Source organism: Leifsonia araucanica, from assembly GCF_051161895.1.
Classification (GTDB): Bacteria; Actinomycetota; Actinomycetes; order Actinomycetales; family Microbacteriaceae; genus Leifsonia.
The window spans coordinates 3,295,659-3,319,041 of record NZ_JBMBTW010000002.1 but is presented as its reverse complement, the minus strand read 5'-3'; the positions used below and the strand labels follow the sequence as shown (position 1 = coordinate 3,319,041).

The following is a 23,383-nucleotide window of genomic DNA, read 5'->3' as shown; positions in this document are numbered from 1 at the left end:
GTACGTGGACAACTATGAACATGAGCGAGTCTATGTACATAGTTGTCCACGCGTCAAGCCGTCGCGTTGAAGCGTGTGGGTGCGGCGCTGCGCGCTACCCGCGCCGCAGCCGCAGCGACGAGTTCAGGTACGCGCCCGCGACCGCCAGCGAGAAGGCGATGGCCACGACATACAGCGGCGCGTACGCGTCGGCGGTCGCCGCGTTGACGCCGGCCGATACGGCCTGGAAGGCGAAGAACCCGGCCAACAGGAATCCCGCGGTCGGCTTCGCGGTCATGCGCCAGAGGGGTCGCGGCGCCACCGCGTCCTCCTCCTCACCCCGGAACACCCGCGCCCCGAACACGATGACGGCGCCGAGAGTCGCGCAGTACAGAATGACGCCGCCCGTCACGCTGAGCGCCAGCGCCCCGAACAGGGCGGCGACGCCTGAAGCTGTCCACCCCAGGACGACGAACGTCGCTTTGGCCTGCGGGGATGTGATGCGCGGCATCGGGAGCTCCTCGGTGGGGGACGTCGGAGTCCAGCCTGGCAGATCGCACACCCCCACCAACGACAAAACCCCCGCCGAAGCGGGGGCCGTGTCTACTGTCTCAACCAGTGTGCGCCCGGAGGGATTCGAACCCCCAACCTTCTGATCCGTAGTCAGATGCTCTATCCGTTGAGCTACGGGCGCAATGCCTTCGAACATTGCTGCTCGCGGGCCGGATTAGAGCTTACATGACACCGTCGAGTACCGCCAATTGGCGCTTCAACGCAACCTGGCGGTAGGAGGTTTCGATCAGTTCGGCGACCTCTTTCCAGGTGGCGTCGTCGGCGGCCTGGTCGATGTCGATGCCCAGCCAGCCGGATGCTCCCCAGTATTTGGGCACGAAGAAGCGGGGGTCCTCGTGGAAGGCTTTCGCCTCATCCGGGTCCGGCTTGAAGACCAGGGAGTACGGGCGCGCGAGGCCGCTTCCGGCGAGGGCGAAGACTTTCTTGCCTGCGCGGAAGGTGGGGCGTCCCCAGGTCTGGACCTCGACGGCGTCGGGGAAGCGGAGGCAGATGGCGCGCATCCGTTCGACGAACGGGTCGCCGTCTTCGAAGAGTTCCGGGTGATCCATCTGGCGAGGGTACCGCTCAGGCGAACACCTCGTCGAGGAAGCAGACCATCGCGCGCCAGCTGCGCGCGTCCGCCGTCGGGCGGTACCTGTCCGTTCCGGGGATCGTGAACGCGTGCGGCGCACCGGAGTATGTGGTCACCTGCCAGTCGACGTGCGGGGCGGTGCGCAGCTCGTTCTCGAACGCGACCACCGCATCCGGGGGCACCACGGGGTCGTCGCCGCCGGTCAGCACCAGGAGGGATGCGGCGATCGCCGCGGCGTCGGACGGCTCGTGCGCGATCAGCCCGCCGTGGAACGACACGACACCGCGGGCGGGCGCCCCCGTGCGCGCGAACTCGATCGCCGCCGTACCGCCGAAGCAGTACCCGATGACCGCGAGCCTGGCCGGGTCGACGGTGGGATGCTGCTGCAGCACGGTGAAGCCAGCGGCGACCCTGGTGCGCAGCAGCGCCAGGTCGTTGTAGTACTTCGCCGCCTCCGCGGGCGCCGCGTCGCCCTGCGGTCGCACGCCGACGCCGTAGAGGTCGGCCGCGAACGCCACGTAGCCGAGGCGGGCGAGCATCTGGGCGCGCATTTTGACCGTGTCGCCGACGCCGTGCCAGTCGTGCAGCAGGAGGACGGCCGGGCGGCGCTCGTCGGCCTGCGCATCCCTTGCCAGGTAGCCCTCGAGGGCCACCCCCTCGTGCTCGTAGCCGAGCGTCTCGGTCTCGATCACCGCCCTGTCGCGGATCGGCACCTGCGCGAGCAGCGCCTCATGGGCGGGCGAGAGGGGCGACGGGGAATCGAACGTCACAACAGCTCCAGAGTCTTCGGTGCACACGCGACGGATGTCGCCTGCGGCCTGGCCTGCTGTGGCTCGAACGCGGAAAGCGCGCGGAAGCCCGATCGGGTGCGGGTCGGGTTCCCACGGCGCCAGCCTACCTCGGGTTCCGTTCGTGCGCGACGGACGTACGATGGGCGCATGGCCACGGAGTTCAGCAATGAAACGGATGCGAAACGGTACGCCATGCACATCGACGGCGAGCTGGTCGGCGTGCTGGATTACAGCATCCTGGGCGGTTCGATCTCGCTGACGAGGGCGTTCACCACCCCCGCGAAACGCGGGAAAGGGTATGCGGCGCAGCTGGTCGAATACGCCGTGAACGACATCGAGGCGAACACCGAGCTGCGGATCGTCCCGATGTGCTGGTACGTCGCCGACTGGTTCGAGGCGCACCAGGAGCGGTCGGGGCTGCTCGCCCGCAGGGCTGGCTGAGCCGTGCCGGAGCGCACAGCGGCGCGGATCACCGCGTTCGGCGACGCCGACGTCGTCCAGCTCGTCGACGAGGAGGTGCGCGCACCGCGCGGCACAGAGGTGGTCGTGCGGGTCACCCACGCGTCCGTCGGATCGACGGACGTGCTCGCGCGCCGCGGCGGTTACGTCTTCCACCCGTTCCCCGGGTTCGTCCCCGGATACGACTTCGTCGGCGTGCTCGAGACCGAGTCGGCCGTCTCTGCGGTGCTCGGGCTGCGCGCCGGAGCACGCGTCGCCGGGGTGCTCCCCGGGATGGGCGCGCACGCCACCCGGCTGGTCATCCCCGCCTCGCTCCTCGCCCCCGTTCCGGACGGACTCGACTCCGCGGTCGCCGCGACGGCGCCGCTCGACCTGGTGACCGCATCCCACGCCCTCCGGCTGGCGGAGGTGGATGCGGGCGGCAGCGTTCTCGTCCAGGGCGTCACCGGCCCGGTCGGTTCGTATGCCGCGCAGCTGGCAACGCGCGAGGGGCTGACGGTGTTCGGCAGCGCATCCACCCGGTCGAGGGAAGCGGCGGAGGCACTGGGCGTGACGTTCGTGGACTACACCGACCCGCTCTGGGCGGCGCGCGTCAAGAACGCGACGGACGGCGGGGCCGACGCCGCCATCGACCACACCGGGTCACCGGAGGTGCTGACCGCACTCTCGCCCCGCGGCACCTGGGTGCACACCGCGTTCGTCGGGCGCAGAGGACACGAGCGCGGCGACTCGCTGCGCGGCTCGCTCACCGCTGCAGCACACCGCTTCGGGGCACAGCGGCAGCGGGTGTGCTCGGTGCCGGGGCTGGTCGCGACGAGACGCAACGACTACCGCCGCGACCTCACGGCACTGCTCGGGATGCTCGCCGCCGGCGAACTGACCGCCCCCGCCGTGGATGCGGTGCCGTTCGAACGCATCCGGGATGCGCACCGCGCGGCAGACCGGGCACAGCGCGGCCGCAAGGTCGTCGTGACAATGCCGGAGTGACCGCGGCGGCCGGGAACCCCGCCCGGCGCGTGTGGGAGAGAACGCTCCCTCCCACACACGCAGCGGGTAAGTAGCCGGCGCGGTCGAAAGGGCCCCTGGATCCCAGCGTCTGCGCCAGCCGACCCCTTAAGCAAACCTCTTTGCATACCGGTCGGTCAACACGGACCCCTTCTTCTGGGGCGCTCGCCGCGTCAGGGCTGCGTCAGGCAGCGGGCGGAGCAGGCGGTGCGGGCGGCGTCGGCGCGGTCGGCGCGGCGGGCGCTGCGGCGGCAGGCGCCGGCGCAGGTGGCGCTGCATGCGCCCCACCGGCGGCCCCTCCGTCGTGCGCGAGGGCGCGGGCCTTCAGGTGCGCGAACTCCTCCTGGGTGATGACACCCTGGTCGAGGAGCTGCTTGGCCTTGGCGATCTCGTCGGCCGGGCTCGTGCTCGCGACGGTCCGGATGTACTGGTCGGTCGCGCTCTGCACCTGACGCGCTTCCTTCTGGCTGCGCTCCGCCATGCCCGGCCCGCGTGCGATCAGGTAGACCAGCGCGGTGAGGAACGGCACGAAGATCAGGAAGATGATCCACAGCGCCTTCCACCAGCCGTTGAGCTTGTGGTCGCGGAACAGGTCGCCCACGATCGAGAACAGCGCGAACAGGTACGCGATGAACGCGAAGCTCCAGAAGAAGAGCCAGATGATGTTCCAGAAGTTATCCCACATGATTCCCCACCCTCCGTGACCCCGGCCGAGGCGGGCCTGGGTATGCGCTGAGAGTAGCGCGGGAGGTTCGGCCCGTCTAGACCGCTTTACGGCCGGTGTTCTGCGACGGCGGAGCGGTCAGCGGCCGGACTCGCGGGCGTCGCGCGCCGCGCTGAGGTCGGCGTACGCCCGCTCCGTCTCGCGGTCGACGCGCATCCCGCGCGCCTGCAGTGCTGCCGGAAGCCACTCGCTCAACACGAACCGCCGACGACGCGGGATGCGGTCGACCGCGCTCTCGGCGCCGGTCGCGTGGCCGATCCAGCCGTGTTCCATACCCTGTACGAAGATTCCCTGTGCCATGACATGAACGTTACGGAAGAAAACATTCGGCCACGAGATGGCTTTGGGTCTTCCTTCGCAAAGATTCGGCCAGTATGCTGACGGGCATGATCCGCTCTGTCGCAGTGCCGCTCATCGACGACTTCGCCATGTTCGAATTCGGCGTCGTCTGCGAGGTCTTCGGCCTCGACCGCAGCTACGCCGGCATCGAGCCGTTCGACTTCCGGGTGTGCGCGATCGAGCCCGGCGTCCCCATCCCGAACCCGACAGGAGCGCCGATCATCGCGCCGTACGGGCTGGAGGCGATGGACGACGCCGACCTGATCGCCGTGCCGGCCGCGCGCATCAGGGACGAGTACCCGCCCGAGCTGATCGACGCCCTGCGCCGCGCGGCCGACCGCGGCGCGATCCTGCTCAGCGTGTGCTCCGGCGCGTTCATCCTCGGCGCGGCTGGGCTGCTCGACGGCCGCAAGGTCACGACGCACTGGCGCTACGCCGACGCGCTCGCCCGGCGCTTCCCCGCCGCAGATGTCGACGCCGATGTGCTGTTCGTCGACGACGGCAACCTGATCACGAGCGCCGGCACCTCCGCCGGGGTGGATGCGAGCCTGCACCTGGTGCGCAGGGAGCTCGGCAGTGCGACGGCCAACTCCATCGCACGCAACATGGTCGTCCCTCCGCAGCGCGACGGCGGCCAGCGGCAGTACATCGAACGGCCGGTGCCGGACTGCGCCGACGACACCTTCACCGAACTGCTCGCCCACCTCACGGAGAACCTCGACGAGAACCACACGGTCAGCGCGCTCGCCGACCGCGTGCACATGTCGACCCGCAGCTTCTCCCGCCGTTTCGTCGCGGAGACCGGGGTGTCGCCGATGCAGTGGCTGACCACGCAGCGCATCCTGCACGCTCGGCTGCTGCTGGAGACGACCGACCTGCCGGTGGATGAGGTGGCTCGCCAGTGCGGGTTCGCCAGCGCGACCCTGCTGCGCCACCACTTCGACGCGGAGGTCGGCGTCGCGCCGACGCGCTACCGCGCCGCGTTCGCCCGCCGCGAGCCCGCGCTCACCTCCCCCTGAAAATCGAGTCCGGACTTATGCACGCCCGACCCCGGCGTGTCGCGTACATAAGTCCGGACTCGATAGTTTCGGGGTGGGGTTGGGGACGCGGCGAGAGGAGCGGTGATGGGGCAGCGGGTGCAGTATGAGCGGTTCGGTGGGCCGGAGGTGCTCGAGCTGGTGGAAGTTCCGCCGCTGACGGCGCCGGCGGGCGGCGTGGTGGTGGACGTGCGGGCGGCGGGAGTGAACCCGATCGACGGGAAGATCCGGTCTGCGCTGCGGCCGAGCGGTCCGATCACCGGGGCGCGCGGGCTCGGTTCCGACGCTGCCGGGGTCGTGTCCGCGGTCGGCGACGGCGTCGCGGACTGGGCGGTGGGCGACGAGGTGGTGGTGCGCGGGGCGCACGGTGCGTACGCGAGCCAGCTCACCGCATCCACGGCCCAGCTGGTGCGGAAGCCGGGAGCGGTGACCTGGGAGCAGGCCGCCGCGATCGGGGTTCCGGTGAGCACCGCGTACCAGGCGCTGCGTTCGCTGGGCGTTGGGAAGGGGATGACGCTGCTCATCCACGGAGGCTCCGGCAGCGTGGGACGCGCGGCGATCCAGTTCGCGACACGTGACGGCGCGACCGTGGTGGCCACGGCGAGCGCGGGCAACCACGACGCCCTTCGCGCGCTCGGTGCGATCCCGGTGGAATACGGGCCGGGGCTGGTCGATCGCCTGCGCACCGCTGCCCCGCAGGGCTACGACCGCATCCTGGATGCGGTGGGCACCGACGAAGCGCTGGAGGCGTCCTTCGAACTGGTCGACGACCGCTCGCGGATCGGCACCATCGTGATGGGCGCACGCGCCGCGGAGTGGGGCATCCAGGCGTGGGCGGGTGGCAGTCCCGTTCCCCTCACGCCGCAGGAGCAGGCGTGGCGGGAGGAGGCGTACGGAGTTGCGCTCGACCTGATCGCACGCGGCGAGGTCGTGGTCGAGATCGCGCGGACGTTCCCGCTGGCCGAGGCGGCGGAGGCGCAGCGGCTGGTGGAGTCCGGTCACCCCGGCGGGAAGGTCATCCTGCTGCCGTGACGAGGGGGCGCAGCGGAGAAGAGGCGCCGGCGGGTGCGCCATAACCCCCGTGACGGCGTCGACCAACACCGGCGCCTCGTGCCCAAAATACTAGCATTAACCGGTCGTACGGTTTTTCGCTCCAGCCCTCGCCAGCGGGAGGTCGTCGCCCCGGTAATGACGGATCCTGCGCCAGTTCCGGAGGGCCAGCTGCACGCAGATCGCGACGGTGAGAACACCGCACACGATCACTCCCCAGGCCCGCGGATTCTCGCCCTGCGTCGGGATGGCCACGGCGAGCGCACCGGTCGCGATCGCCGTCAGAACGGCGAACGACAGCCCGATACCCACTCCGCGCCAGGCCTTGGCGCGCTCCACACGGTCGCCCATTCTCCGGAATTTACTCCCGCGAAGCGGTGAACACCAGATGAACGCGCGGTGAAGAGTCTGTGCACCGAGAAACGGCCGCACCCCATTCCGGGGTACGGCCGTTTCTCGTCGTTCCTGGACTACTCCTTGAACGCGTCCTTGACCTTCTCGCCGGCGTTCTTCAGGTCGGCCTTGGTCTGGTCCGCCTTGCCCTCAGCTTCGAGGCGCTCGTTGTCGGTGACCTTGCCAGCCGCTTCCTTGGCCTTGCCCCCTGCGTTCTCAGCAGCGTTGTGGATCTTGTCGTCGAGTCCCATGACGATCCTCCCTTTCTCACGCATTCGCGTCGGCTGTCCCGCCGACCTGTGAACGACGCTCCCACTCCCCGCCCGTCGCTTCTACCCCCTTGCCAGGAACTTCGGAGAATGCGGGCCTTCCCAGCGGGGGCGGACACGAAGAGGATGACAAACGTGAGCACCAGCAGCTATCGAATCCAGATCACCCCCGAATTCACCGTGCGCGATGCGGCGCAACTCCTCGGCTATCTGCGGAGGCTCGGCGTGGGCTGGGTGTACCTCTCCCCTCTCCTGGAGGCGGAGCCGGGATCCGCGCACGGCTACGACGTGATCGACCACTCCCGCGTCGACCCGGCCCGCGGAGGAGAGGATGCGCTGCGCGCGTTCTCCGACGCCGCCCACCGCCGCGGACTGCGGGTGCTCGTCGACATCGTGCCCAACCACGTCGGCATCGCGACGCCGCGCCTGAACGCGTGGTGGTGGGATCTGCTCACGCACGGCCAGGACTCCGCGTACGCCGGCCACTTCGACATCGACTGGGCGGCAGGAGGAGGGCGGGTGCGCATCCCGGTGCTGGGAAGCGACGACGACACCGCAGAGCTGCAGCTCGTCGACGGCGAGCTGCGCTACTACGAGCACCGCTTCCCCATCGCGCCGGGCACGGAGGGCGGGAGCCCCGCCGAGGTGCACGACCGCCAGCACTACGAGCTGGTCTCCTGGCGGCGCGCAGACCACGACCTCAACTACCGCCGGTTCTTCGCGGTGAACACGCTCGCGGGCATCCGGGTGGAGGACGAGAAGGTCTTCGACGACTCCCACGTCGAGATCGGCAGGTGGATGCGCGACGGCCTCGTCGACGGGCTCAGGGTCGACCACCCGGACGGCCTCGCCGACCCCGGAGGCTACCTGGAGCGCCTCGGCGCGCTCGCCGACGGCAAGCCGGTGTGGGTGGAGAAGATCATCGAGGGCGACGAGCGCATCCCGGACTGGCCGGTCAGCGGCACGACGGGGTACGACGCGCTGGCGCTGATCGACCGCGTCTTCGTCGACCAGGCGGGCGAGCAGGAACTCACCGAGCTCGCGGGCGACGCGGAGACGGACTGGGCGACGCTCGTGCACGACCGCAAGCGCGCCGTGGCCGACGGCATCCTGAACTCGGAGGTGCGCAGGATCGCCCGCCAGCTGGACGGCGGAGATGCCGGGGAGGACACGGTCGACGCCATCGCCGAGCTCGCCGCCTGCTTCCCCGTCTACCGCAGCTACCTTCCGTTCGGTCTCGAACACCTCCACACCGCACGGGATGCCGCGCTGGCCTCCCGGCCGGACATCGCCGACGCCATCGGCCGCGTCTCCGAGCGCCTGTCCGACCCTGCCGACCCCGCAGCCGTCCGGTTCCAGCAGACCAGCGGGATGATCATGGCCAAGGGCGTCGAGGACAACGCCTTCTACCGGTACACGCGGCTCATCACGCTCACCGAGGTGGGGGCGGAGCCTGCAGAGTTCGCGGTGCCCGTCGCCACGTTCCACGAGCGACAGGCCGACCGGCAGGCCCGTCTGCCCGAGTCGCTGACCACGCTGAGCACGCACGACACCAAGCGCGGGGAGGACACCCGCGCCCGCGTCTCCGCCCTGGCGGAGGTGCCGGAGGCGTGGGCGCGGTTCCTGCGGGAGGTGGGCGCCCGCGCATCCATCGGCGACCCGTCGCTGGAGGACGGACTGTGGCAGGCCGCGGTCGGCGCGTGGCCGATCTCGCGTGAGCGGTTGCGCGAATACGCGCTCAAGGCCGCCCGCGAGGCTGGGACGCGCACGTCGTGGACGGACGGGGACGCAGAGTTCGAGGAGCGCCTGCTCGGCCTGGTCGACGCGGCATACGACGACGACATCGTGCGCGGAGAGATCGAGGCGATCGTCGCGCGCATCGACGCGGCGGGAGCATCCAACGGCCTCGGCGCCAAGCTGCTGCAGCTGCTCTCCCCCGGGATGCCGGACGTCTACCAGGGCAGCGAGCGCTGGGAGCAGTCGCTGGTCGACCCGGACAACCGGCGCCCGGTCGGCTTCGAGGTGGCGGATGCGCTGCTCGCCAGGATCGACGACGGCTGGCTGCCGGAGATCGACTCCTCCGGGGCTGCGAAGGTGCTCGTCACCTCGCGCGCTCTGCGCCTGCGCCGCGACGGGCCTGACCTGTTCACGACGTATCGGCCGGTGCTCGCGGAGGGCGCTCAGGCCGACCACCTCGTCGGCTTCGACCGCGGCGGCGCCATCGCGCTCGCAACCAGGCTCCCCATCGGCCTCTCCGCCGCTGGAGGCTGGGGAGACACGACCATCGACCTCGGAGGACAACGGATGCGCGACGAACTGACCGGCGCGGAGCACACGGGGGTCACCCCGCTGGCCACGATCTTCGAGCGCTACCCGGTCGCGCTGCTGGTGGCGCTGTGAACCGGCGGTTCCCGGTGTGGGCGCCCGGCGCATCCACCGTCTCCCTGGTGGTCGGCGGCGGAGACAGCGGCGCGGAGCACGCCCTGACGCGCACGGACGGCGGCTGGTGGCAGCTCGACGCGCCGCTGCCGGGCGACGCCCCGCTCGACTACGGCTTCGTGGTCGACGGAGACGGGCCGCATCCCGACCCCCGGTCGCTGCGGCAGCCGCACGGCGTGCACGAGCTGAGCCGCGAGTTCGACCCGTCCGCGCACGAGTGGGTGGACGGAGCATGGCGCGGCAGGGGGCTGACCGGCGCCGTGATCTACGAACTGCACATCGGCACCTTCACCCCCACCGGAACGCTCGACTCCGCCGTCGCCCGGCTCGACCACCTCGTCGAGCTGGGGGTGGATGCGGTCGAGCTGCTGCCGGTCAACGCGTTCAACGGCGAGCACGGCTGGGGCTACGACGGCGTGCTCTGGTACGCCGTGCACGAGCCGTACGGCGGCCCAGCCGCATACCAGCGGTTCGTCGACGCCTGCCACGCCCGCGGCCTCGCGGTGATCCAGGACGTGGTCTACAACCATCTCGGCCCGAGCGGCAACTACCTGCCGGTCTACGGCCCGTATCTGGGCGACGGCCACAGCACCTGGGGAGCGTCGGTCAACCTCGACGGGCCGCAGTCCGACGAGGTGCGGCAGTACATCGTCGACAACGCCCTGTACTGGCTGCGCGAGCTGCACGTCGACGGGTTGCGACTGGATGCTGTCCACGCCCTGCACGACGAACGCGCCGTGCACATCCTGGAGGAGCTGGCGACCAGGGTGGACGAGGCGAGCGCCGAGCTCGGCCGCCCGCTCACGCTGATCGCCGAGAGCGACCTCAACGACCCACGCATCATCCGTGACCGCGCGCGCACCGGCTACGGCATCGGCGCCCAATGGGACGACGACGTGCACCACGCCATCCACGCGAACCTCACCGGCGAGACCACCGGGTACTACGCCGACTTCGCGGGAGTGGCGTCGCTGGCGAAGGTGTTCGACCGCGGCTTCTTCCACGACGGCACCTGGTCGAGCTTCCGGGAACGCCATCACGGACGGCCACTGGATGCGGACATCCCGCACACCAGGCTCGTCGCGTTCAGCCAGGATCACGACCAGATCGGAAACAGGGCGGTCGGCGACCGGCTCACCGCCACGCTCACCCAGGAGCAGCTGGCGGCCGCCGCGACGCTCACGCTGCTCGGGCCGTTCACGCCCATGCTGTTCATGGGTGAGGAGTGGGGCGCGACGACACCGTGGCAGTTCTTCACCTCGCACCCGGAGAAGGAGCTCGGCGAGGCGACAGTCCGCGGCCGGATCGCCGAGTTCGCGAAGATGGGCTGGGATCCCGACGTGGTCCCCGACCCGCAGGATCCGGAGACGTTCGAGCGTTCGCATCTCGACTGGTCCGAGCCGGAGCAGCAGGAGCACGCGCGGCTGCTCGCGTTCTACCGCGACCTCATCGCGCTGCGCCGCACCGTCCCCGCCGATGCGCGGGCGACGGACATCGTCGCAGACGGCGACGTGTTCTCGTTCACCAGAGGCAGGATGCGCGTGCTGGTGAACCTGCGCGGCGACCGCCTGCCGGAAAGTACGGGCTCGACCCCGGATGCGCTGCTCCGGTTCGGCGACGCTGTGCGGGTCGCGCCCGCGGGCTAGCGGACGCCCCCGCGCCTGTCAACGGGTGGCGGCAGGCGACGATGTCTAGATAATCTAACGATTCACCACGAGGCGAGGCTGGCATGAACACAACGGAATATCGAGCGGGACGCGCATGACCGAGCAGGCATCCCGTCGGTATCCGCTGGGGGTCACCCTGGTCGATGGCGGCGCCAACGTGGCGGTCTACAGCGAGCACGCAGACGCCGTGTACGTCTGCGTCTTCGCCGACGACGGCACGGAGACCAGGACCGAGCTGACCAAGCGCACGGCGCACGTCTTCCACGGCATCGTGCCGGGGCTCACGCCGGGCACGAAGTACGGGCTGCGGGTCTCCGGCCCGTGGGACCCGGAGAACGGGCTCCGCTTCAACGACAAGAAGGTGCTGCTCGACCCGCACGCCCGCGCGGTCACCGGCGCGTTCGACACCGGTCAGGCGGTGTTCGGGCACAGCCTGGACGACCCGGACCAGCTCGACGAGACCGACGGAGCGGGGCACGTCGCCCTGTCCGTCGTCATCGACCCGAACTCGTTCGACTGGGGAGACGACCGGCCGCCGGCGACCCCGCTCTCCGAGACGGTCGTCTACGAGACGCACGTGAAGGGCTTCACCAAGCTGCTCGACGAGGTGCCGGAGGACGCGCGCGGCACGTACGCCGGGCTGGCGCATCCCGCCGCCATCGACAAGCTGACCTCGCTCGGCGTCACCGCCGTCGAGCTGATGCCCGTGCATCAGTTCCTGCAGGATGCGCACCTCCAGGAGAAGGGGCTGCGCAACTACTGGGGATACAACACGATCGGGTTCTTCGCCCCGCACGGCGAGTACGCCGCCTCCGGCGACGCCGGCCAGCAGGTGGACGAGTTCAAGGGCATGGTCAAGGCGCTGCACGCTGCCGGCCTCGAAGTGATCCTCGATGTGGTCTACAACCACACCGCCGAGGGCAACGACCTCGGCCCGACCCTCAGCTTCAAAGGCATCGACAACCCCGCGTATTACCGGCTCGTCGAAGACGACGCTGCGCACTACTTCGACACGACGGGCACCGGCAACAGCGTGAACGTCAGCCACCCCGCCGCGCTGCAGCTGATCATGGACTCGCTGCGCTACTGGGTCACCGAGATGCACGTCGACGGGTTCCGCTTCGACCTCGCGACCACCCTCACCCGGCAGGGTGGAGACGCCAGCCTGCACAGCGCGTTCCTCACCCTCGTGCAGCAGGACCCCACCCTCGCGACGGTCAAGCTGATCGCGGAGCCGTGGGACACCGCCGGCTACCAGGTGGGCGGGTTCCCCGCCGGCTGGTCGGAGTGGAACGGGAAGTTCCGCGACGACGTGCGCGATTACTGGCGCGGCACGGACGGGATGCTCGCGACGCTCTCGCAGCGCGTGCTCGGCAGCCCGGACGTCTACGAGGACTCCCGCCGCTCCCCGCTGTCCAGCGTCAACTTCGTCACCGCCCACGACGGCTTCACCCTCGCCGACCTCACCAGCTACGACGAGAAGCACAACGAGGCGAACGGCGAGGACAACGCCGACGGCGAATCCGACAACCGCTCATGCAACAACGGTGTGGAAGGCCCGACGGACGACCCGGAGATCACCGCCAGGCGCACACGCCAGCGGAAGAACTTCCTCGCCACCGTTCTGCTCTCCGCCGGCGTGCCGATGGTCCTCGGGGGCGACGAGCTGGGGCGCACCCAGCAGGGCAACAACAACGCGTACTGCCAGGACAACGAGATCTCCTGGTTCCACTGGGAGGACGCGGACACCGAGCTGCGCGACTTCACCACCGCGCTCATCCGGTTGCGCAGGGCGGAGCCGGCTCTGCGTCCTGACTGGTACCGGCAGGCGCCGGAGACGGGCGCGACGGACACGGTGCACATCGTGCGTGCCGACGGCGAGCCGTTCTCGGACGAGGACTGGGAGGACGCGGACGCCAAGTCGATCGCGTTCGAGCTGCGCCACGCCGGGTCGGACAGCTTCCTGCTGCTGCTCAACGCGTCGGAGAACGGCGTCGACTTCGCACTCCCGGAGACCGACGGAGGGGCATGGGAGCTGGAGTTGTCGAGCGACCTCGAGCTCGCGGTCGAGCATCCGGAGTCCCTGATTGTGGGCGAGACCTCGTTCGCGCTGCTGCGTTCGCGGGCTGGCTGATGTCCGAGCACGAAGTGCCCGCCCTCCTCGGCCGGTACCGGCCGCACACCCTCATCGGCAGGGGCGGGGAGGCACGGGTGTTCCGCGCGACGGACGAGCTCCTCGACCGCGAGGTCGCCATCAAGGTCTACCGCTCCGGCGGCGAGGAGGAGATGCTGCAGTACCGCAGGGAGCAGGCGGCGCTCGCGCGGCTCAGCCACCACGGCATCGTGTCCCTGATCGACGCCGGCGTCGACTACTCGGCGCTCGACGACCCCCGGCCGTTCCTGGTGATGGAGCTGGTGTCGGGGACCGACCTGCAGACCGCGATCGTGGAGCGCACCCTCGCCGAGCGGGAGATCGCCGAGATCGCCTACGACGTGTCAGAGGCGCTCGAATACGTGCACGCCAACGGGGTGGTGCACCGCGACATCAAGCCGTCGAACATCATGCTGGTGTCCTACGGCACCACGACGTTCCGCGCACGGGCGCGCATCACCGACTTCGGCATCGCCAGCGGGATCGTCGGGCCGGAGCCGGACGAGAACGGCACGACGACCGGCACGGCCGCCTACCTGAGTCCGGAGCAGGCGTCGCGCGAGCACGCCACCCCGGCCAGCGACGTGTACTCGCTCGGCCTCGTGCTGCTGGAGTGCTTCACGCGCACGGTCACCTTCCCCGGCTCCGCCGTGGAGTCCGCCCTGGCGCGGCTGCGGACCGACCCGCCCATCCCGAGCGACCTGCCCGGCCAGTGGACGGCGCTGCTGACGGCCATGACCGCGCGCGACCCCCTCGCCCGGCCGCCGTTCGCAACGCTCACCGCCGCATTCCGCGACGCGGTCATCGAGTCCGACGGTGTTCACGCCTCCGCTGGGGTTTCGCGCGACTAGCTTCAGACCCGGTTCTGGAGCAGGCCGCGGATGGTGTGGGGCACGGTCTCGTCCTGGAGGGACGTGGTGTCACCGAGAGGGCGTCCGTCGAAGAGGTCGACGAGGAGCCTGCGCATGATCTTGCCCGAGCGGGTCTTGGGGAGGTCGGGGACGATGACGATGTGACGCGGCTTCGCGATGGCGCCGATCTCCCGCGTCACCTGATCGCGCAGCACCTGCCCGCTGGGCGGCTGCTCGGTGGACGCCTGGCCGCTCGGCACGACGAACGCGGCGACGGCCTGGCCGGTGGTCGCGTCGTCGACGCCGACGACGGCGGCCTCTCCGACCTGGGGATGCGCGACCAGCGCCGACTCGATCTCGATCGTCGACAGGCGGTGCCCTGACACGTTGATGACGTCGTCCAGGCGGCCGAGCAGCCAGATGTAGCCGTCCTCGTCCACGGCGGCGCCGTCACCGGCGAGGAAGTAGCCGTGCTCGGCGAACGTGGCCCAGTACGAGTCCCGGTAGCGCTCCGGGTTGCCCCACACCGTGCGCGCCATCGACGGCCAGGTGCCGTCGATCACGATGGAGCCGCCGGAGCCGCGCGGGACGTCCACGCCGTTCTCGTCCACGACACGCACCGTCACGCCGGGCACGGCCGTGGTCGCCGATCCGGGTTTAAGCGCGGTCACGCCGGGCAGCGGCGCGACGATGGCGGAGCCGGACTCCGACTGCCACCAGGTGTCGACCACGGGAGCGCTTCCCGCACCGAGCTGCTCCCTGAACCACACCCACGCCTCGGGGTTGATGGCCTCGCCGACCGTGCCGAGCAGCCGGATGCTCGACAGCTCCCAGCCGTCGCCCAGTCCATCGGGGAACCAGGTCATGAACGTCCGGATGAGCGTCGGCGCCGTGTAATACGTGGTGACCCCGTAGCGCTCGATGATCTCGAAGTGCCGCCCGGGATGCGGGGTGTTCGGCGTCCCCTCGTAGATGACGGAGGTGGCTCCGTTGGAGAACGGACCGTAGAGCACGTAGGTGTGCGCCGTCACCCAGGCGAGGTCGGCCGTGCACCAGTACACGTCGGACTCCTTGGCGTCGAACAGCGCCCAGTGGCTCCACGACGCCTGGGTGAGGTAGCCGCCCGTCGTGTGCACGACGCCCTTCGGCGTGCCGGTCGTGCCGGAGGTGTAGATGATGAACAGCGGCGTCTCCGCGTCGAAGAACTCCGGCTCGTGGGTCTCCGGCGCCGCATCCACGATCTCGTGCCACCAGACATCGCGGCCCTCCTGCCACGGGATGTCCGGGGTCAGGTCGCCGGTGCGGCGCACCACGAGCACGTGCTCGACGGCGTTGGCCCCCGCGACGGCCGCGTCGGCGTTGGCCTTCACCGGAACCGCGGTGCCTCGGCGGAACTGGCCGTCGGAGGTGACGAGCAGCTTCGCACCGGTGTCCTCCACCCGGAAGCGCAGCGCCTCCGCCGAGAACCCGCCGAACACGAGGGAGTGGATGGCGCCGACGCGCGCGATGGCGAGCGTGATGACGATGGTCTCCGGGATCACCGGCAGGTAGACGACCACCCGGTCGCCCTGCCCGATGCCGAGGGCCGTGAGCGCGTTGGCCGCCTTCGCGACCCGGCGCTGCAGCTCGGCGTATGTGATGGTCTCCGTGTCGCCCGGCTCCCCGACGAAGTGGATGGCGACCCTGTCCCCGTTGCCGGCGTCCACGTGCCGGTCGACGCAGTTGACGGCGGCGTTCAGCCGGCCGCCCGCGAACCACTCGGCGCGCGGGATGCTCAGCTCGCCGTCCGTGCCGGCGGTCGCGGGCTCCCAGGTGTGAGCGGTGTGCCACGGCTCCGCCCAGTCCAGCCGCGCGGCCTGACGCTCCCAGAACGCGACGGGGTCGCTGGCGTCGTCGAACGCATCCGCCCCCACGTTCGCCTGCGCCGCGAACGCGTCGGTCGGCGGATAGAGGCGGGTCTCGCGGCCGAGGTTCTCGATGGTGGAGCTCACCCTCCGACGCTAGCGGCGGGGGCCGCGGCCGGGCGCTGCGCGGCGTAAGGGGACGTAACGCTTGACCGCGCGCAAGGAGTGAGTGTACAGTCACTCACATGTCCTCCTCCTCGCGCTCCACCCTCTCGACCGCCGAAGAACGGCGCGAGACCGTGATCGCCAGCGCCATCGACGTGTTCGGGGCGTCCGGCTACCTCGGCACCCCGATCTCGGCGGTCGCCGAGCATGCCCGGATCTCCCCCGCATACGTGTTCAAGCTGTTCCCCGGCAAGGAGAAGCTGTTCGTGGCCGCCCTGGATCGCTGCTTCGACCGCATCGAGGACGCCCTCGACACGGGCGCGGCGGCGAGCGCGAGCCAGTCGCCCTCCGACATCCTCTACACAATGGGCGACGCGTACGCGGAGCTCATCGCGGACCGCTCGCTGCTCATGCTCCAGGTTCACGCCCAGTCGGCAGCAGCAGAGCCGGAGATCGGCGCGGCCCTGCGGCGGGGCATGGCCAGGATCACCCGCTTCACCAAGACGCGCTCCGGCGCGACGGACGACGAGGTGCAGCGCTTCATCGCCTTCGGGCAGCTGTGCCACCTCATCGTGACCGCCGGGATCGAGAGCGACTCGTCCGACTGGGCCCGCATCCTCACCGCAGGCATCCGGCACCCGTAGCCGCCCCTTCCCCGCTCCCCTTCTTCTCACACTTCTCATCGCACCATCCGTTTTTCACACCCAGAAGAGTGACTGATCAGTCACTCACTATCGGAAGGAATCGCTCATGTCCCTCGAATCCACCACTGTCGGCGCCCCGGCCGCCACCCGCAGCGCGCATCGCTGGTGGGCGCTCGGCGTGCTCGCCCTCGCCCAGTTCCTCGTCGTGCTCGACGCCTCCATCGTGAACATCGCCCTCCCGGCACTGGGCACGCAGCTCCACCTCGACACCGCCGCGCTCGCGTGGGTCATCACCGCATACGTGCTGCCCTTCGGCGGACTCCTCCTGCTCGGTGGGCGACTCGCCGACCGCTACGGCCACCGCCGCGTCTTCCTGATCGGCGTCGCCGGCTTCGTGGTCGCGTCCGCCATCGCCGGGCTCTCGGTGAACGGCGGGATGCTGCTGGCGGCCCGCGCCGTCCAGGGCGCATCCGCCGCACTGCTCGCACCGGCCTCCCTCGCGCTGGTCACCCAGCTGTTCGTCACCGGACGGGACCGCGCGAAGGCCCTCGGCGTCTGGGGCGCCGTCGCCGGGATCGGGAGCGCCGCCGGCGTGCTCCTCGGCGGCGTGCTCACCGCGCTGCTCGGCTGGCAGGCCGTGTTCTTCGTGAACGTGCCGGTGGGCGTCGTGGTGCTCGTCGCCATCCCGTTCCTGGTCGGTCGCGATCCTGCCGGTGACCGCCAGCGCATGGACATCGCGGGGGCGGCCACGATCACCGCAGGGCTCACCGCGCTCGTCGCCGCACTCAGCTTCGCCGGTCAGCTCGGCTGGGCGAACCCGGTCACCCTCGGCACATCGGCCGCCGCGCTCGCCCTCCTGGCCGCGTTCGTGCTGGTCGAACGGCGCGCTGCACATCCGCTGGTGCCGTTCGCGTTCTTCCGCAACAGGGACGCAGCCACCGGCAACGTCGTCATGCTCCTCGCCGGCGGCGCGACGACAGCGCTCTTCTTCGCCCTCTCCGTCTACCTGCAGGAGGTGCTCGGCTACGACGCCCTCACCGCGGGGATCAGCCAGCTCCCCCTCGCCGGGTCGCTCGTTGTGATCGCCGCCGTCGTGCCGGCCCTGATCGCCAAGCTCGGACTGCGGCCGACCCTCGTGGCCGCCCTCGTGGTCTTCGCCGGCGGGATGCTCTGGCTCGCCGCAGCAGGACCGCACGCCTCGTTCGTGGGCGGGCTCCTCGGCCCGAGCATCCTGATCGGCGCCGGGCTGGGAGCAGGCTTCATCACGGCCACGCAGCTCGCGGTCGACGGCGCAACCGCCCAGGACTCCGGACTCGCGAGCGGGCTCGTCAACACCAGCCAGCAGATCGGAGGGGCGCTTGGTCTGGCGGTCCTCGGCAGCGTGGCGGCCGCCCGCACCACGGCGGGACTCAGCGCCGGCGACCCTGCGGCCACCGCGGTCTCCGACGGCTTCTCCCTGCTGTTCGTCGGGACCGCCGTCCTCGCGATCATCGGCGCGGTCGTCGTCGTCCTGCTGCGTCAGCGCCGAACGGGAGCATGATGGTCTCCATGGATGCTGTCGACGCCCTGAACGAGATCGCCTTCTGGCTAGAACGGGAACTCGCCCCCACGTTCAAGGTGCAGGCCTTCCGGAGGGCGGCGGGCACCATCGCCCCGCTCAGCGCCGACGAGCTGCGGGACCGCGTGGCGGACGGGCGGCTGAAGCGCACGAAGGGCATCGGCGACCGCACCTTCCAGGTGATCTCGCAGGCGGTGGACGGACAGGTGCCGGACTACCTGGCCGATCTGCGCGAGAAGAACGCGCATCCACTGGCCGAGGGCGGCGACGAGCTGCGGGCGGCGCTGCGCGGAGACCTGCACGCGCACACCGAGTGGTCGGACGGCACGACGCCGATCGAGGCGATGGCCGCGGCGGCCGCGACGCTCGGCCGCGAGTACCAGGCGATCACCGACCACTCGCCCACCCTCACCGTCGCCAACGGGCTGAGTGCCGAACGTCTCGCCGAACAGCTCGACGTGATCGCGGCGCTCGACACCGGGAGCGTGCAGCTGCTCACCGGGATCGAGGTGGACATCCTGGAGAGCGGAGAGCTCGATCAGACGCCCGAGCTGCTCGGCAGGCTCGACGTGGTCGTCGCGAGCGTGCACTCCAAGCTGCGCTCGGACAGGGCGACGATGACCGCCAGGATGCTCGGCGGCATCCGCGACCCGCACACCAACGTGCTCGGGCACTGCACGGGGCGGCTGGTCTCCGGCTCGCGCGGCACGCGGCCGCCGTCGGAGTTCGACGCGGAGCGGGTGTTCGCCGCGTGCGCGGAGAACGACGTCGCGGTGGAGATCAACTCGCGGCCGGAACGGCAGGACCCGCCAGACGACCTCATCCAGCTGGCCCTGGCGGCCGGATGCGTGTTCAGCATCGACACCGACGCCCACGCTCCCGGCCAGCTCGACTTCCTGGCGTACGGAGCAGCCCGCGCCGCCGCCAACGGCGTCCCCGCCGACCGCATCGTCACCACCTGGCCGCTCCCCCGTCTCCGGGAGTGGCTCGCCGCCAAATAGGCGAGGCGGACCGGGGGTCAGGGCCCGGGGTCAGTTGCCCCAGGCGGAGGCGGGCGCCTTGACCAGCTGCACGGGGGCGGTGCTCCAGTGGGAGCCGTTGCCGTAGTGGCTGGTGGCCCACGGAGACGCCCAGATGGCCGCTGCGGTCGCGTCGGCGGAGGTGCCGGCCGTGAGGCCCGCGACGATGCCCGGGTAACCGCGCTGCAGGTTCTTCGCCGCGTACTCTGCGGCGGTGGTGAGGTCCGGATAGCTGCCGAGACCAGCCCCTCCGCCGGAGCCGTAGCCGTTGTTCAGCGGGTTGTTGCGGTTCCACCAGTCGGGAGGACCGTTCTCCTGGCGCATCCAGCGCAGCATCACCTGCACGTTCGCGTCGGTCTGCGGCCACCCGCCGAACATCAGGACGAGCTTCGCCCAGTCGGCGTTCGTGCCGTTGTTGCTGAGGGTCTGCACGCCGTCGGTCGCGGAGAGCTGGTCGCGGGCGACGACCGGAGCGGCGATGGTCGCATCCACGTCGATGCGCTGCGCGGGGGTGTGATCCGGCGCATCCGTGCCGGGGGCGACGGTGCTGACCGGGGCAGCCAGAGTCGCCGCGAGGGCGGCATCCGTCGGCACGATCGAGAAGCCGGTGATGAGCGCCAGGACGGCGAGCGTCACGCCGATCCTGTGGTGCACGGGCACCCTCGGCCCCGGTGTGCGCAGGGCAGCACGGCGTTCCGCCGAGCGGCGGCCATGACTGCGGGGGCTGGTGGATGCGGACTGCATACCCGTTCGAGGGTAGCAAAGGCTCGCGGAAAGGTCACCGGGATCCGCGGAATCGATGGGCCGCGCGCCTGAGCGTGCGTACATTCTGGGAAGGACCGCTCACCAGATGTCGAATCGGCCGCACCCCGTTCGACGTGAAGGAGACAGAGCCGATAAGGAGACGACGATGAAGTATCTGCTGACGATCTACAACACCGACGAGTTCGTGACCAGGATGGAGGCAGACCTGAAAGACGAGTTCGAGCGGGCGCACCAGGAGCTCCAGCGCGAGCTGACGGCGAGCGGCGAGCTGGTCGATACCCAAGAGCTCAGCGTGACGGACGCGCGGGTCGTGAGGACCGACGCTCACGGCGTGCACGTCACCGACGGGCCGTTCACCGAGAGCAAGGAGTTCGTCGGCGGCTACTACCTGGTCGACGTCTACGGCATCGACAGGGCGGTCGAGCTGGCGGCGCGGTTCGTCGAAGCGCGCTTCGCGCCGGTCGAGGTGCGGGCGCTCGGGGCGTAGCCGCATCCGGGGACGAGATCGGCGGCGGCGCTCGCTACCCGAAAGCTCGCGCCGCCGCCACAAACCGGGAGTGCAGTTCTGCCGTCCGTCCCGAATACGGTCCGGCCTGCCATCCGGCGATCACTCCATACGGTAGACCGCTCTGTGCAGAGCGCATGTCCACTCTTCGGGGGACAGCCGCGAGGGCGTCAGCGCACGGCCGCGTCAGCGCACAGCGGCGTCAGCGCATCGAGGCGGCGGCGGGGCAGTCGAACGGGTCGCGCGCGGACAGGCCGACGCGGTTGAGGTATTCGATGACGATGCCGTACGAGTTCATCAGCGAGGTCTCGGTGTACGGGATGTTCTCGGTCTGGCAGTGCTCGCGCACGATGGCGGCGGCCTTGCGCAGGTGCGGCCTGGCCATGCTCGGGAACAGGTGGTGCTCGACCTGGTAGTTCAGGCCGCCCAGCAGACCGGTCATGCCGAAGCCGACCACGTTGCGGGAGGTGAGCACCTGGCGGCTGAGGAAGTCGACCTTCACGCCCGGGGCGATCAGCGGCATGCCCTTGTGGTTCGGGGCGAAGCTCGCACCCATGTACAGGCCGAAGACGGCGAGCTGCACGCCGATGAAGGCGAACGCCATCCCGAGCGGCAGCAGCCAGAAGATGGCGCCGAAGTAGAGGCTGAAACGGATCGCGAGGAACGCGAACTCCTTGCCGCGCCCATCCACCTTGCCGCGCTGGAACAGGGTGCCGAACGAGCGGCCGTGCAGGTTGAAGCCCTCGAGCAGCAGCAGCGGGAAGAACAGGTAGCCCTGCTTCCTGGTGATGAAGGCGAGGAACCCGGTGCGCTTCGCGGCGTCCTCCTCGACGAACGAGATGGTGTCGACCTCGATGTCCGGGTCTTTGCCGATGGTGTTGGGGTTGGCGTGGTGACGGGTGTGCTTCGTCATCCACCACGAGTAGCTGATGCCGACGACCAGGGTGGCGAGCATCCTGCCGAGGCGGTCGTTCGTGGGGCCGGATGCGGCGATCTGACGGTGCGACGCCTCGTGGGCGAGGAACGCGAACTGCGTGAAGATCAGGCCGAGGGCTGCCGCGATGAGCAGCTGGAACCAGCTGTCTCCGAGCAGGATCATCCCGGCGACCGCTCCGCCGAGGGCGAGGACGAGAGCGCCGGCGACGAGAGCGTAGAACAGCTTCGCCCTGCGCAGCAGGCCCTGGTCGCGGACGGTGTTCAGCAGGATCTTGAAGCTCTGGGTGACCGGGGGCGCCGCTTCGATGCGGGGGCCGGTGCGGCGAATCGGGCCGAGCGTGGATGCCCGGGGTGCGGCGGTAGGGGCGAGCGAAACCATATGCGGGCCGTTCGGTTGGATCGACTTCCCAGCCAATATGGGGGTGGGCTGCTCGCCCGGATGGCCCCACCATATCCCGCACTCCCTGGGAGCCCGGCGCGACCCGGGCAAATCCCCAGCCTCGGTTTTCGCGAGATGCCGGCAACTGTCGCAAAACGCCCGGGATACGCGACAGTTACGGGTATCTCGCGGCGGTGTTCCGCAGGAACAGGATGATCCAGCTGAAGATGAGGATGGCCGCCACGAGCTCGACCGCGGTGAGGTTGTAGTAGCCGACGGCGAAGAACACGGCGAGCACCACCACCACGCCCACGTACACGTAGCCGAGCAGCAGGAACACGCGCGGCATCGCGGGCACCCACCAGCGCAACCCGATCACGAGGGCGGCGAACACGACGGCCATTCCGGATGCGACGGTGTTGTGCAGCACGAAGAACCGGTCGACGGGAAACACGCCGACGCACCCGAGGAACACTCCGATCAGCACGAACGCCCACCGCACGAGGTCGCGGCCCCTGCGACTCGCGTCATCCGGGGTCGGGATGCCCGCCGTCGCCACCCGCGCGATGATCACGACGATCGCTCCGGCCACGATCAGCGTCAGGTTGAACGCGAAGGCGGAGAGGTCGTCCGTCATCCCGAGCGCCGACAGGTTCTTCTGCCACCAGAGCGGGTCGGACGAACTCAGCATGCTCGTGAACACGCCGACCACCAGGAAGACCGCGAGCACGAGCGAGAGCAGCATCGACGTCAGCTGCACGGCGGTCAGGAACACGACGTAGGCGGTGAGGGCCAGCGAGACCCCGGCCAGCACAGCGCCCGGCAGTGTGAACACCACGGCGCCCTGGAAGCTGCGCTCCACCACGTCCGAGATGGCCGTCCAGGCGAGCAGCGCGATCAGCCCGACCGCCACGGCGAGCGCCACCACGTCGAACACGGCCAGGCGCAGCGGTGGGCGCGCTCCCGCATCCCGGTGCGGAACCACGTCGATCAGGATGCGCCCGAGCGCGAACACCACGGCGGCGGTCACGGCGCCGCCGATCGCGGCGAACTCGCCGATCGAGCCGCGGCCGGAGATGGGCAGGTCCCTGTCCCAGAACACGAACAGCGCGACGATTCCGCCGACGACGAAGACCGCGGCCCCGATGAGAAGCGCAGACGACTCGACGGACTCGACGCTGCCCACCGGCCTCCGCAGCACACGGGACAGTGGATGCGCGCCCCGCGCCGGCGCCTCGGCGGTCACTTCCTGGGTCGTCACGGTTCCCC

The 23,383-nt window shown here is 70.2% G+C and carries 23 protein-coding genes and 1 tRNA gene; 12 read left to right on the top strand and 12 right to left on the bottom strand.

Features of this window, described 5'->3' with window-relative positions:
* Positions 1-94: 94 nt before the first annotated feature.
* The 4 genes from ACN6M5_RS16055 to ACN6M5_RS16040 form a co-directional block, all read right to left on the bottom strand.
* Complete coding sequence (locus tag ACN6M5_RS16055; RefSeq protein WP_434951365.1) at positions 95-490, bottom strand: hypothetical protein; 396 nt, start codon at positions 488-490, stop codon at positions 95-97.
* Positions 491-600: 110 nt separating this feature from the next.
* Positions 601-673: transfer RNA gene (locus tag ACN6M5_RS16050), tRNA-Arg, on the bottom strand.
* Between the two features lie 40 nt (positions 674-713).
* Entirely contained in the window at positions 714-1,100 is a 387-nt protein-coding gene (locus ACN6M5_RS16045; RefSeq protein ID WP_434951362.1) for an MmcQ/YjbR family DNA-binding protein, read from the bottom strand.
* A 16-nt stretch (positions 1,101-1,116) separates the two neighbouring features.
* On the bottom strand, positions 1,117-1,893 hold the full coding sequence (locus tag ACN6M5_RS16040; RefSeq protein ID WP_434951360.1) for a dienelactone hydrolase family protein: 777 nt from the start codon (positions 1,891-1,893) through the stop codon (positions 1,117-1,119).
* 168 nt (positions 1,894-2,061) lie between these two features.
* Between ACN6M5_RS16040 and ACN6M5_RS16035 the strand changes: the two genes are divergently transcribed.
* Positions 2,062-2,355, top strand: coding sequence for a GNAT family N-acetyltransferase (locus ACN6M5_RS16035; RefSeq protein WP_085370664.1), 294 nt, complete (start codon positions 2,062-2,064; stop codon positions 2,353-2,355).
* Positions 2,356-2,358: 3 nt separating this feature from the next.
* Positions 2,359-3,360, top strand: a complete 1,002-nt coding sequence (locus ACN6M5_RS16030; RefSeq protein ID WP_434951357.1) for a zinc-binding dehydrogenase — start codon at positions 2,359-2,361, stop codon at positions 3,358-3,360.
* A gap of 202 nt (positions 3,361-3,562) precedes the next feature.
* Here ACN6M5_RS16030 and ACN6M5_RS16025 read toward each other — a convergent pair whose 3' ends face one another.
* Together ACN6M5_RS16025 and ACN6M5_RS16020 are read right to left on the bottom strand one after the other, a co-directional pair.
* On the bottom strand, positions 3,563-4,063 hold the full coding sequence (locus ACN6M5_RS16025) for an SHOCT domain-containing protein (protein ID WP_434951355.1): 501 nt from the start codon (positions 4,061-4,063) through the stop codon (positions 3,563-3,565).
* 117 nt (positions 4,064-4,180) lie between these two features.
* Positions 4,181-4,402, bottom strand: coding sequence for a hypothetical protein (locus ACN6M5_RS16020; protein WP_434951353.1), 222 nt, complete (start codon positions 4,400-4,402; stop codon positions 4,181-4,183).
* An 86-nt stretch (positions 4,403-4,488) separates the two neighbouring features.
* On the opposite strand from ACN6M5_RS16020, the gene ACN6M5_RS16015 reads away from it, so the two are divergent.
* Positions 4,489-5,460 (top strand): helix-turn-helix domain-containing protein, encoded by a 972-nt coding sequence (locus tag ACN6M5_RS16015; protein ID WP_434951350.1) that lies wholly within the window; start codon positions 4,489-4,491, stop codon positions 5,458-5,460.
* Between the two features lie 105 nt (positions 5,461-5,565).
* Positions 5,566-6,510, top strand: a complete 945-nt coding sequence (locus ACN6M5_RS16010) for an NADP-dependent oxidoreductase (protein ID WP_434951348.1) — start codon at positions 5,566-5,568, stop codon at positions 6,508-6,510.
* Between the two features lie 96 nt (positions 6,511-6,606).
* Here ACN6M5_RS16010 and ACN6M5_RS16005 read toward each other — a convergent pair whose 3' ends face one another.
* Both ACN6M5_RS16005 and ACN6M5_RS16000 read right to left on the bottom strand, forming a co-directional pair.
* Complete coding sequence (locus ACN6M5_RS16005) at positions 6,607-6,879, bottom strand: hypothetical protein (protein WP_434951347.1); 273 nt, start codon at positions 6,877-6,879, stop codon at positions 6,607-6,609.
* 119 nt (positions 6,880-6,998) lie between these two features.
* Complete coding sequence (locus ACN6M5_RS16000; RefSeq protein ID WP_434951345.1) at positions 6,999-7,172, bottom strand: CsbD family protein; 174 nt, start codon at positions 7,170-7,172, stop codon at positions 6,999-7,001.
* Positions 7,173-7,316: 144 nt separating this feature from the next.
* Here ACN6M5_RS16000 and treY point away from each other — a divergent pair, with 144 nt between their 5' ends.
* From treY to ACN6M5_RS15980, 4 genes are all read left to right on the top strand, one after another.
* Positions 7,317-9,590 (top strand): malto-oligosyltrehalose synthase, encoded by a 2,274-nt coding sequence (gene treY, locus ACN6M5_RS15995; protein WP_434951343.1) that lies wholly within the window; start codon positions 7,317-7,319, stop codon positions 9,588-9,590.
* On the top strand, positions 9,587-11,275 hold the full coding sequence (gene treZ, locus ACN6M5_RS15990; RefSeq protein WP_434951341.1) for a malto-oligosyltrehalose trehalohydrolase: 1,689 nt from the start codon (positions 9,587-9,589) through the stop codon (positions 11,273-11,275). The genes treY and treZ overlap by 4 nt, the downstream gene beginning before the upstream one ends.
* A gap of 115 nt (positions 11,276-11,390) precedes the next feature.
* Positions 11,391-13,430: a glycogen debranching protein GlgX gene (gene glgX, locus ACN6M5_RS15985; protein ID WP_085370674.1), complete on the top strand. Its 2,040-nt coding sequence runs from the start codon at positions 11,391-11,393 to the stop codon at positions 13,428-13,430.
* Positions 13,430-14,299 (top strand): serine/threonine-protein kinase, encoded by an 870-nt coding sequence (locus ACN6M5_RS15980; protein ID WP_434951339.1) that lies wholly within the window; start codon positions 13,430-13,432, stop codon positions 14,297-14,299. The genes glgX and ACN6M5_RS15980 overlap by 1 nt, the downstream gene beginning before the upstream one ends.
* A 2-nt stretch (positions 14,300-14,301) precedes the next feature.
* Here the strand turns inward: ACN6M5_RS15980 and acs are convergent, their stop codons facing one another.
* Entirely contained in the window at positions 14,302-16,290 is a 1,989-nt protein-coding gene (gene acs / locus ACN6M5_RS15975) for an acetate--CoA ligase (protein WP_434951337.1), read from the bottom strand.
* A 98-nt stretch (positions 16,291-16,388) separates the two neighbouring features.
* Here acs and ACN6M5_RS15970 point away from each other — a divergent pair, with 98 nt between their 5' ends.
* From ACN6M5_RS15970 to ACN6M5_RS15960, 3 genes are all read left to right on the top strand, one after another.
* Positions 16,389-16,952, top strand: a complete 564-nt coding sequence (locus ACN6M5_RS15970; RefSeq protein ID WP_168688522.1) for a TetR/AcrR family transcriptional regulator — start codon at positions 16,389-16,391, stop codon at positions 16,950-16,952.
* Between the two features lie 106 nt (positions 16,953-17,058).
* Positions 17,059-18,492: an MFS transporter gene (locus tag ACN6M5_RS15965; protein ID WP_434951333.1), complete on the top strand. Its 1,434-nt coding sequence runs from the start codon at positions 17,059-17,061 to the stop codon at positions 18,490-18,492.
* A gap of 8 nt (positions 18,493-18,500) precedes the next feature.
* Positions 18,501-19,511, top strand: coding sequence for a PHP domain-containing protein (locus ACN6M5_RS15960; RefSeq protein ID WP_434951330.1), 1,011 nt, complete (start codon positions 18,501-18,503; stop codon positions 19,509-19,511).
* 30 nt (positions 19,512-19,541) lie between these two features.
* On the opposite strand, the gene ACN6M5_RS15955 is transcribed toward ACN6M5_RS15960, so the two are convergent.
* Entirely contained in the window at positions 19,542-20,273 is a 732-nt protein-coding gene (locus ACN6M5_RS15955) for a hypothetical protein (protein ID WP_434951328.1), read from the bottom strand.
* Positions 20,274-20,439: 166 nt separating this feature from the next.
* Between ACN6M5_RS15955 and ACN6M5_RS15950 the strand changes: the two genes are divergently transcribed.
* Positions 20,440-20,781, top strand: coding sequence for a YciI family protein (locus ACN6M5_RS15950; protein WP_434951326.1), 342 nt, complete (start codon positions 20,440-20,442; stop codon positions 20,779-20,781).
* Between the two features lie 220 nt (positions 20,782-21,001).
* Here ACN6M5_RS15950 and ACN6M5_RS15945 read toward each other — a convergent pair whose 3' ends face one another.
* Both ACN6M5_RS15945 and ACN6M5_RS15940 read right to left on the bottom strand, forming a co-directional pair.
* Complete coding sequence (locus ACN6M5_RS15945; RefSeq protein WP_085370680.1) at positions 21,002-22,114, bottom strand: fatty acid desaturase family protein; 1,113 nt, start codon at positions 22,112-22,114, stop codon at positions 21,002-21,004.
* Between the two features lie 175 nt (positions 22,115-22,289).
* On the bottom strand, positions 22,290-23,375 hold the full coding sequence (locus ACN6M5_RS15940; protein WP_434951323.1) for a hypothetical protein: 1,086 nt from the start codon (positions 23,373-23,375) through the stop codon (positions 22,290-22,292).
* Positions 23,376-23,383 lie beyond the last annotated feature (8 nt).

What these genes read in the sequence shown, in the direction of transcription:
- ACN6M5_RS16055 (WP_434951365.1), bottom strand. Translation starts at nt 490, where the DNA reads ATGCCGCGCATCACATCCCCGCAGGCCAAAGCGACGTTCGTCGTCCTG.
- ACN6M5_RS16045 (WP_434951362.1), bottom strand. Translation starts at nt 1,100, where the DNA reads ATGGATCACCCGGAACTCTTCGAAGACGGCGACCCGTTCGTCGAACGG.
- ACN6M5_RS16035 (WP_085370664.1), top strand. Translation starts at nt 2,062, where the DNA reads ATGGCCACGGAGTTCAGCAATGAAACGGATGCGAAACGGTACGCCATG.
- ACN6M5_RS16025 (WP_434951355.1), bottom strand. Translation starts at nt 4,063, where the DNA reads ATGTGGGATAACTTCTGGAACATCATCTGGCTCTTCTTCTGGAGCTTC.
- ACN6M5_RS16020 (WP_434951353.1), bottom strand. Translation starts at nt 4,402, where the DNA reads ATGGCACAGGGAATCTTCGTACAGGGTATGGAACACGGCTGGATCGGC.
- ACN6M5_RS16015 (WP_434951350.1), top strand. Translation starts at nt 4,489, where the DNA reads ATGATCCGCTCTGTCGCAGTGCCGCTCATCGACGACTTCGCCATGTTC.
- ACN6M5_RS16010 (WP_434951348.1), top strand. Translation starts at nt 5,566, where the DNA reads ATGGGGCAGCGGGTGCAGTATGAGCGGTTCGGTGGGCCGGAGGTGCTC.
- ACN6M5_RS16005 (WP_434951347.1), bottom strand. Translation starts at nt 6,879, where the DNA reads ATGGGCGACCGTGTGGAGCGCGCCAAGGCCTGGCGCGGAGTGGGTATC.
- ACN6M5_RS16000 (WP_434951345.1), bottom strand. Translation starts at nt 7,172, where the DNA reads ATGGGACTCGACGACAAGATCCACAACGCTGCTGAGAACGCAGGGGGC.
- treY (WP_434951343.1), top strand. Translation starts at nt 7,317, where the DNA reads ATGACAAACGTGAGCACCAGCAGCTATCGAATCCAGATCACCCCCGAA.
- glgX (WP_085370674.1), top strand. Translation starts at nt 11,391, where the DNA reads ATGACCGAGCAGGCATCCCGTCGGTATCCGCTGGGGGTCACCCTGGTC.
- ACN6M5_RS15980 (WP_434951339.1), top strand. Translation starts at nt 13,430, where the DNA reads ATGTCCGAGCACGAAGTGCCCGCCCTCCTCGGCCGGTACCGGCCGCAC.
- ACN6M5_RS15970 (WP_168688522.1), top strand. Translation starts at nt 16,389, where the DNA reads ATGTCCTCCTCCTCGCGCTCCACCCTCTCGACCGCCGAAGAACGGCGC.
- ACN6M5_RS15965 (WP_434951333.1), top strand. Translation starts at nt 17,059, where the DNA reads ATGTCCCTCGAATCCACCACTGTCGGCGCCCCGGCCGCCACCCGCAGC.
- ACN6M5_RS15960 (WP_434951330.1), top strand. Translation starts at nt 18,501, where the DNA reads ATGGATGCTGTCGACGCCCTGAACGAGATCGCCTTCTGGCTAGAACGG.
- ACN6M5_RS15955 (WP_434951328.1), bottom strand. Translation starts at nt 20,273, where the DNA reads ATGCAGTCCGCATCCACCAGCCCCCGCAGTCATGGCCGCCGCTCGGCG.
- ACN6M5_RS15950 (WP_434951326.1), top strand. Translation starts at nt 20,440, where the DNA reads ATGAAGTATCTGCTGACGATCTACAACACCGACGAGTTCGTGACCAGG.
- ACN6M5_RS15945 (WP_085370680.1), bottom strand. Translation starts at nt 22,114, where the DNA reads ATGGTTTCGCTCGCCCCTACCGCCGCACCCCGGGCATCCACGCTCGGC.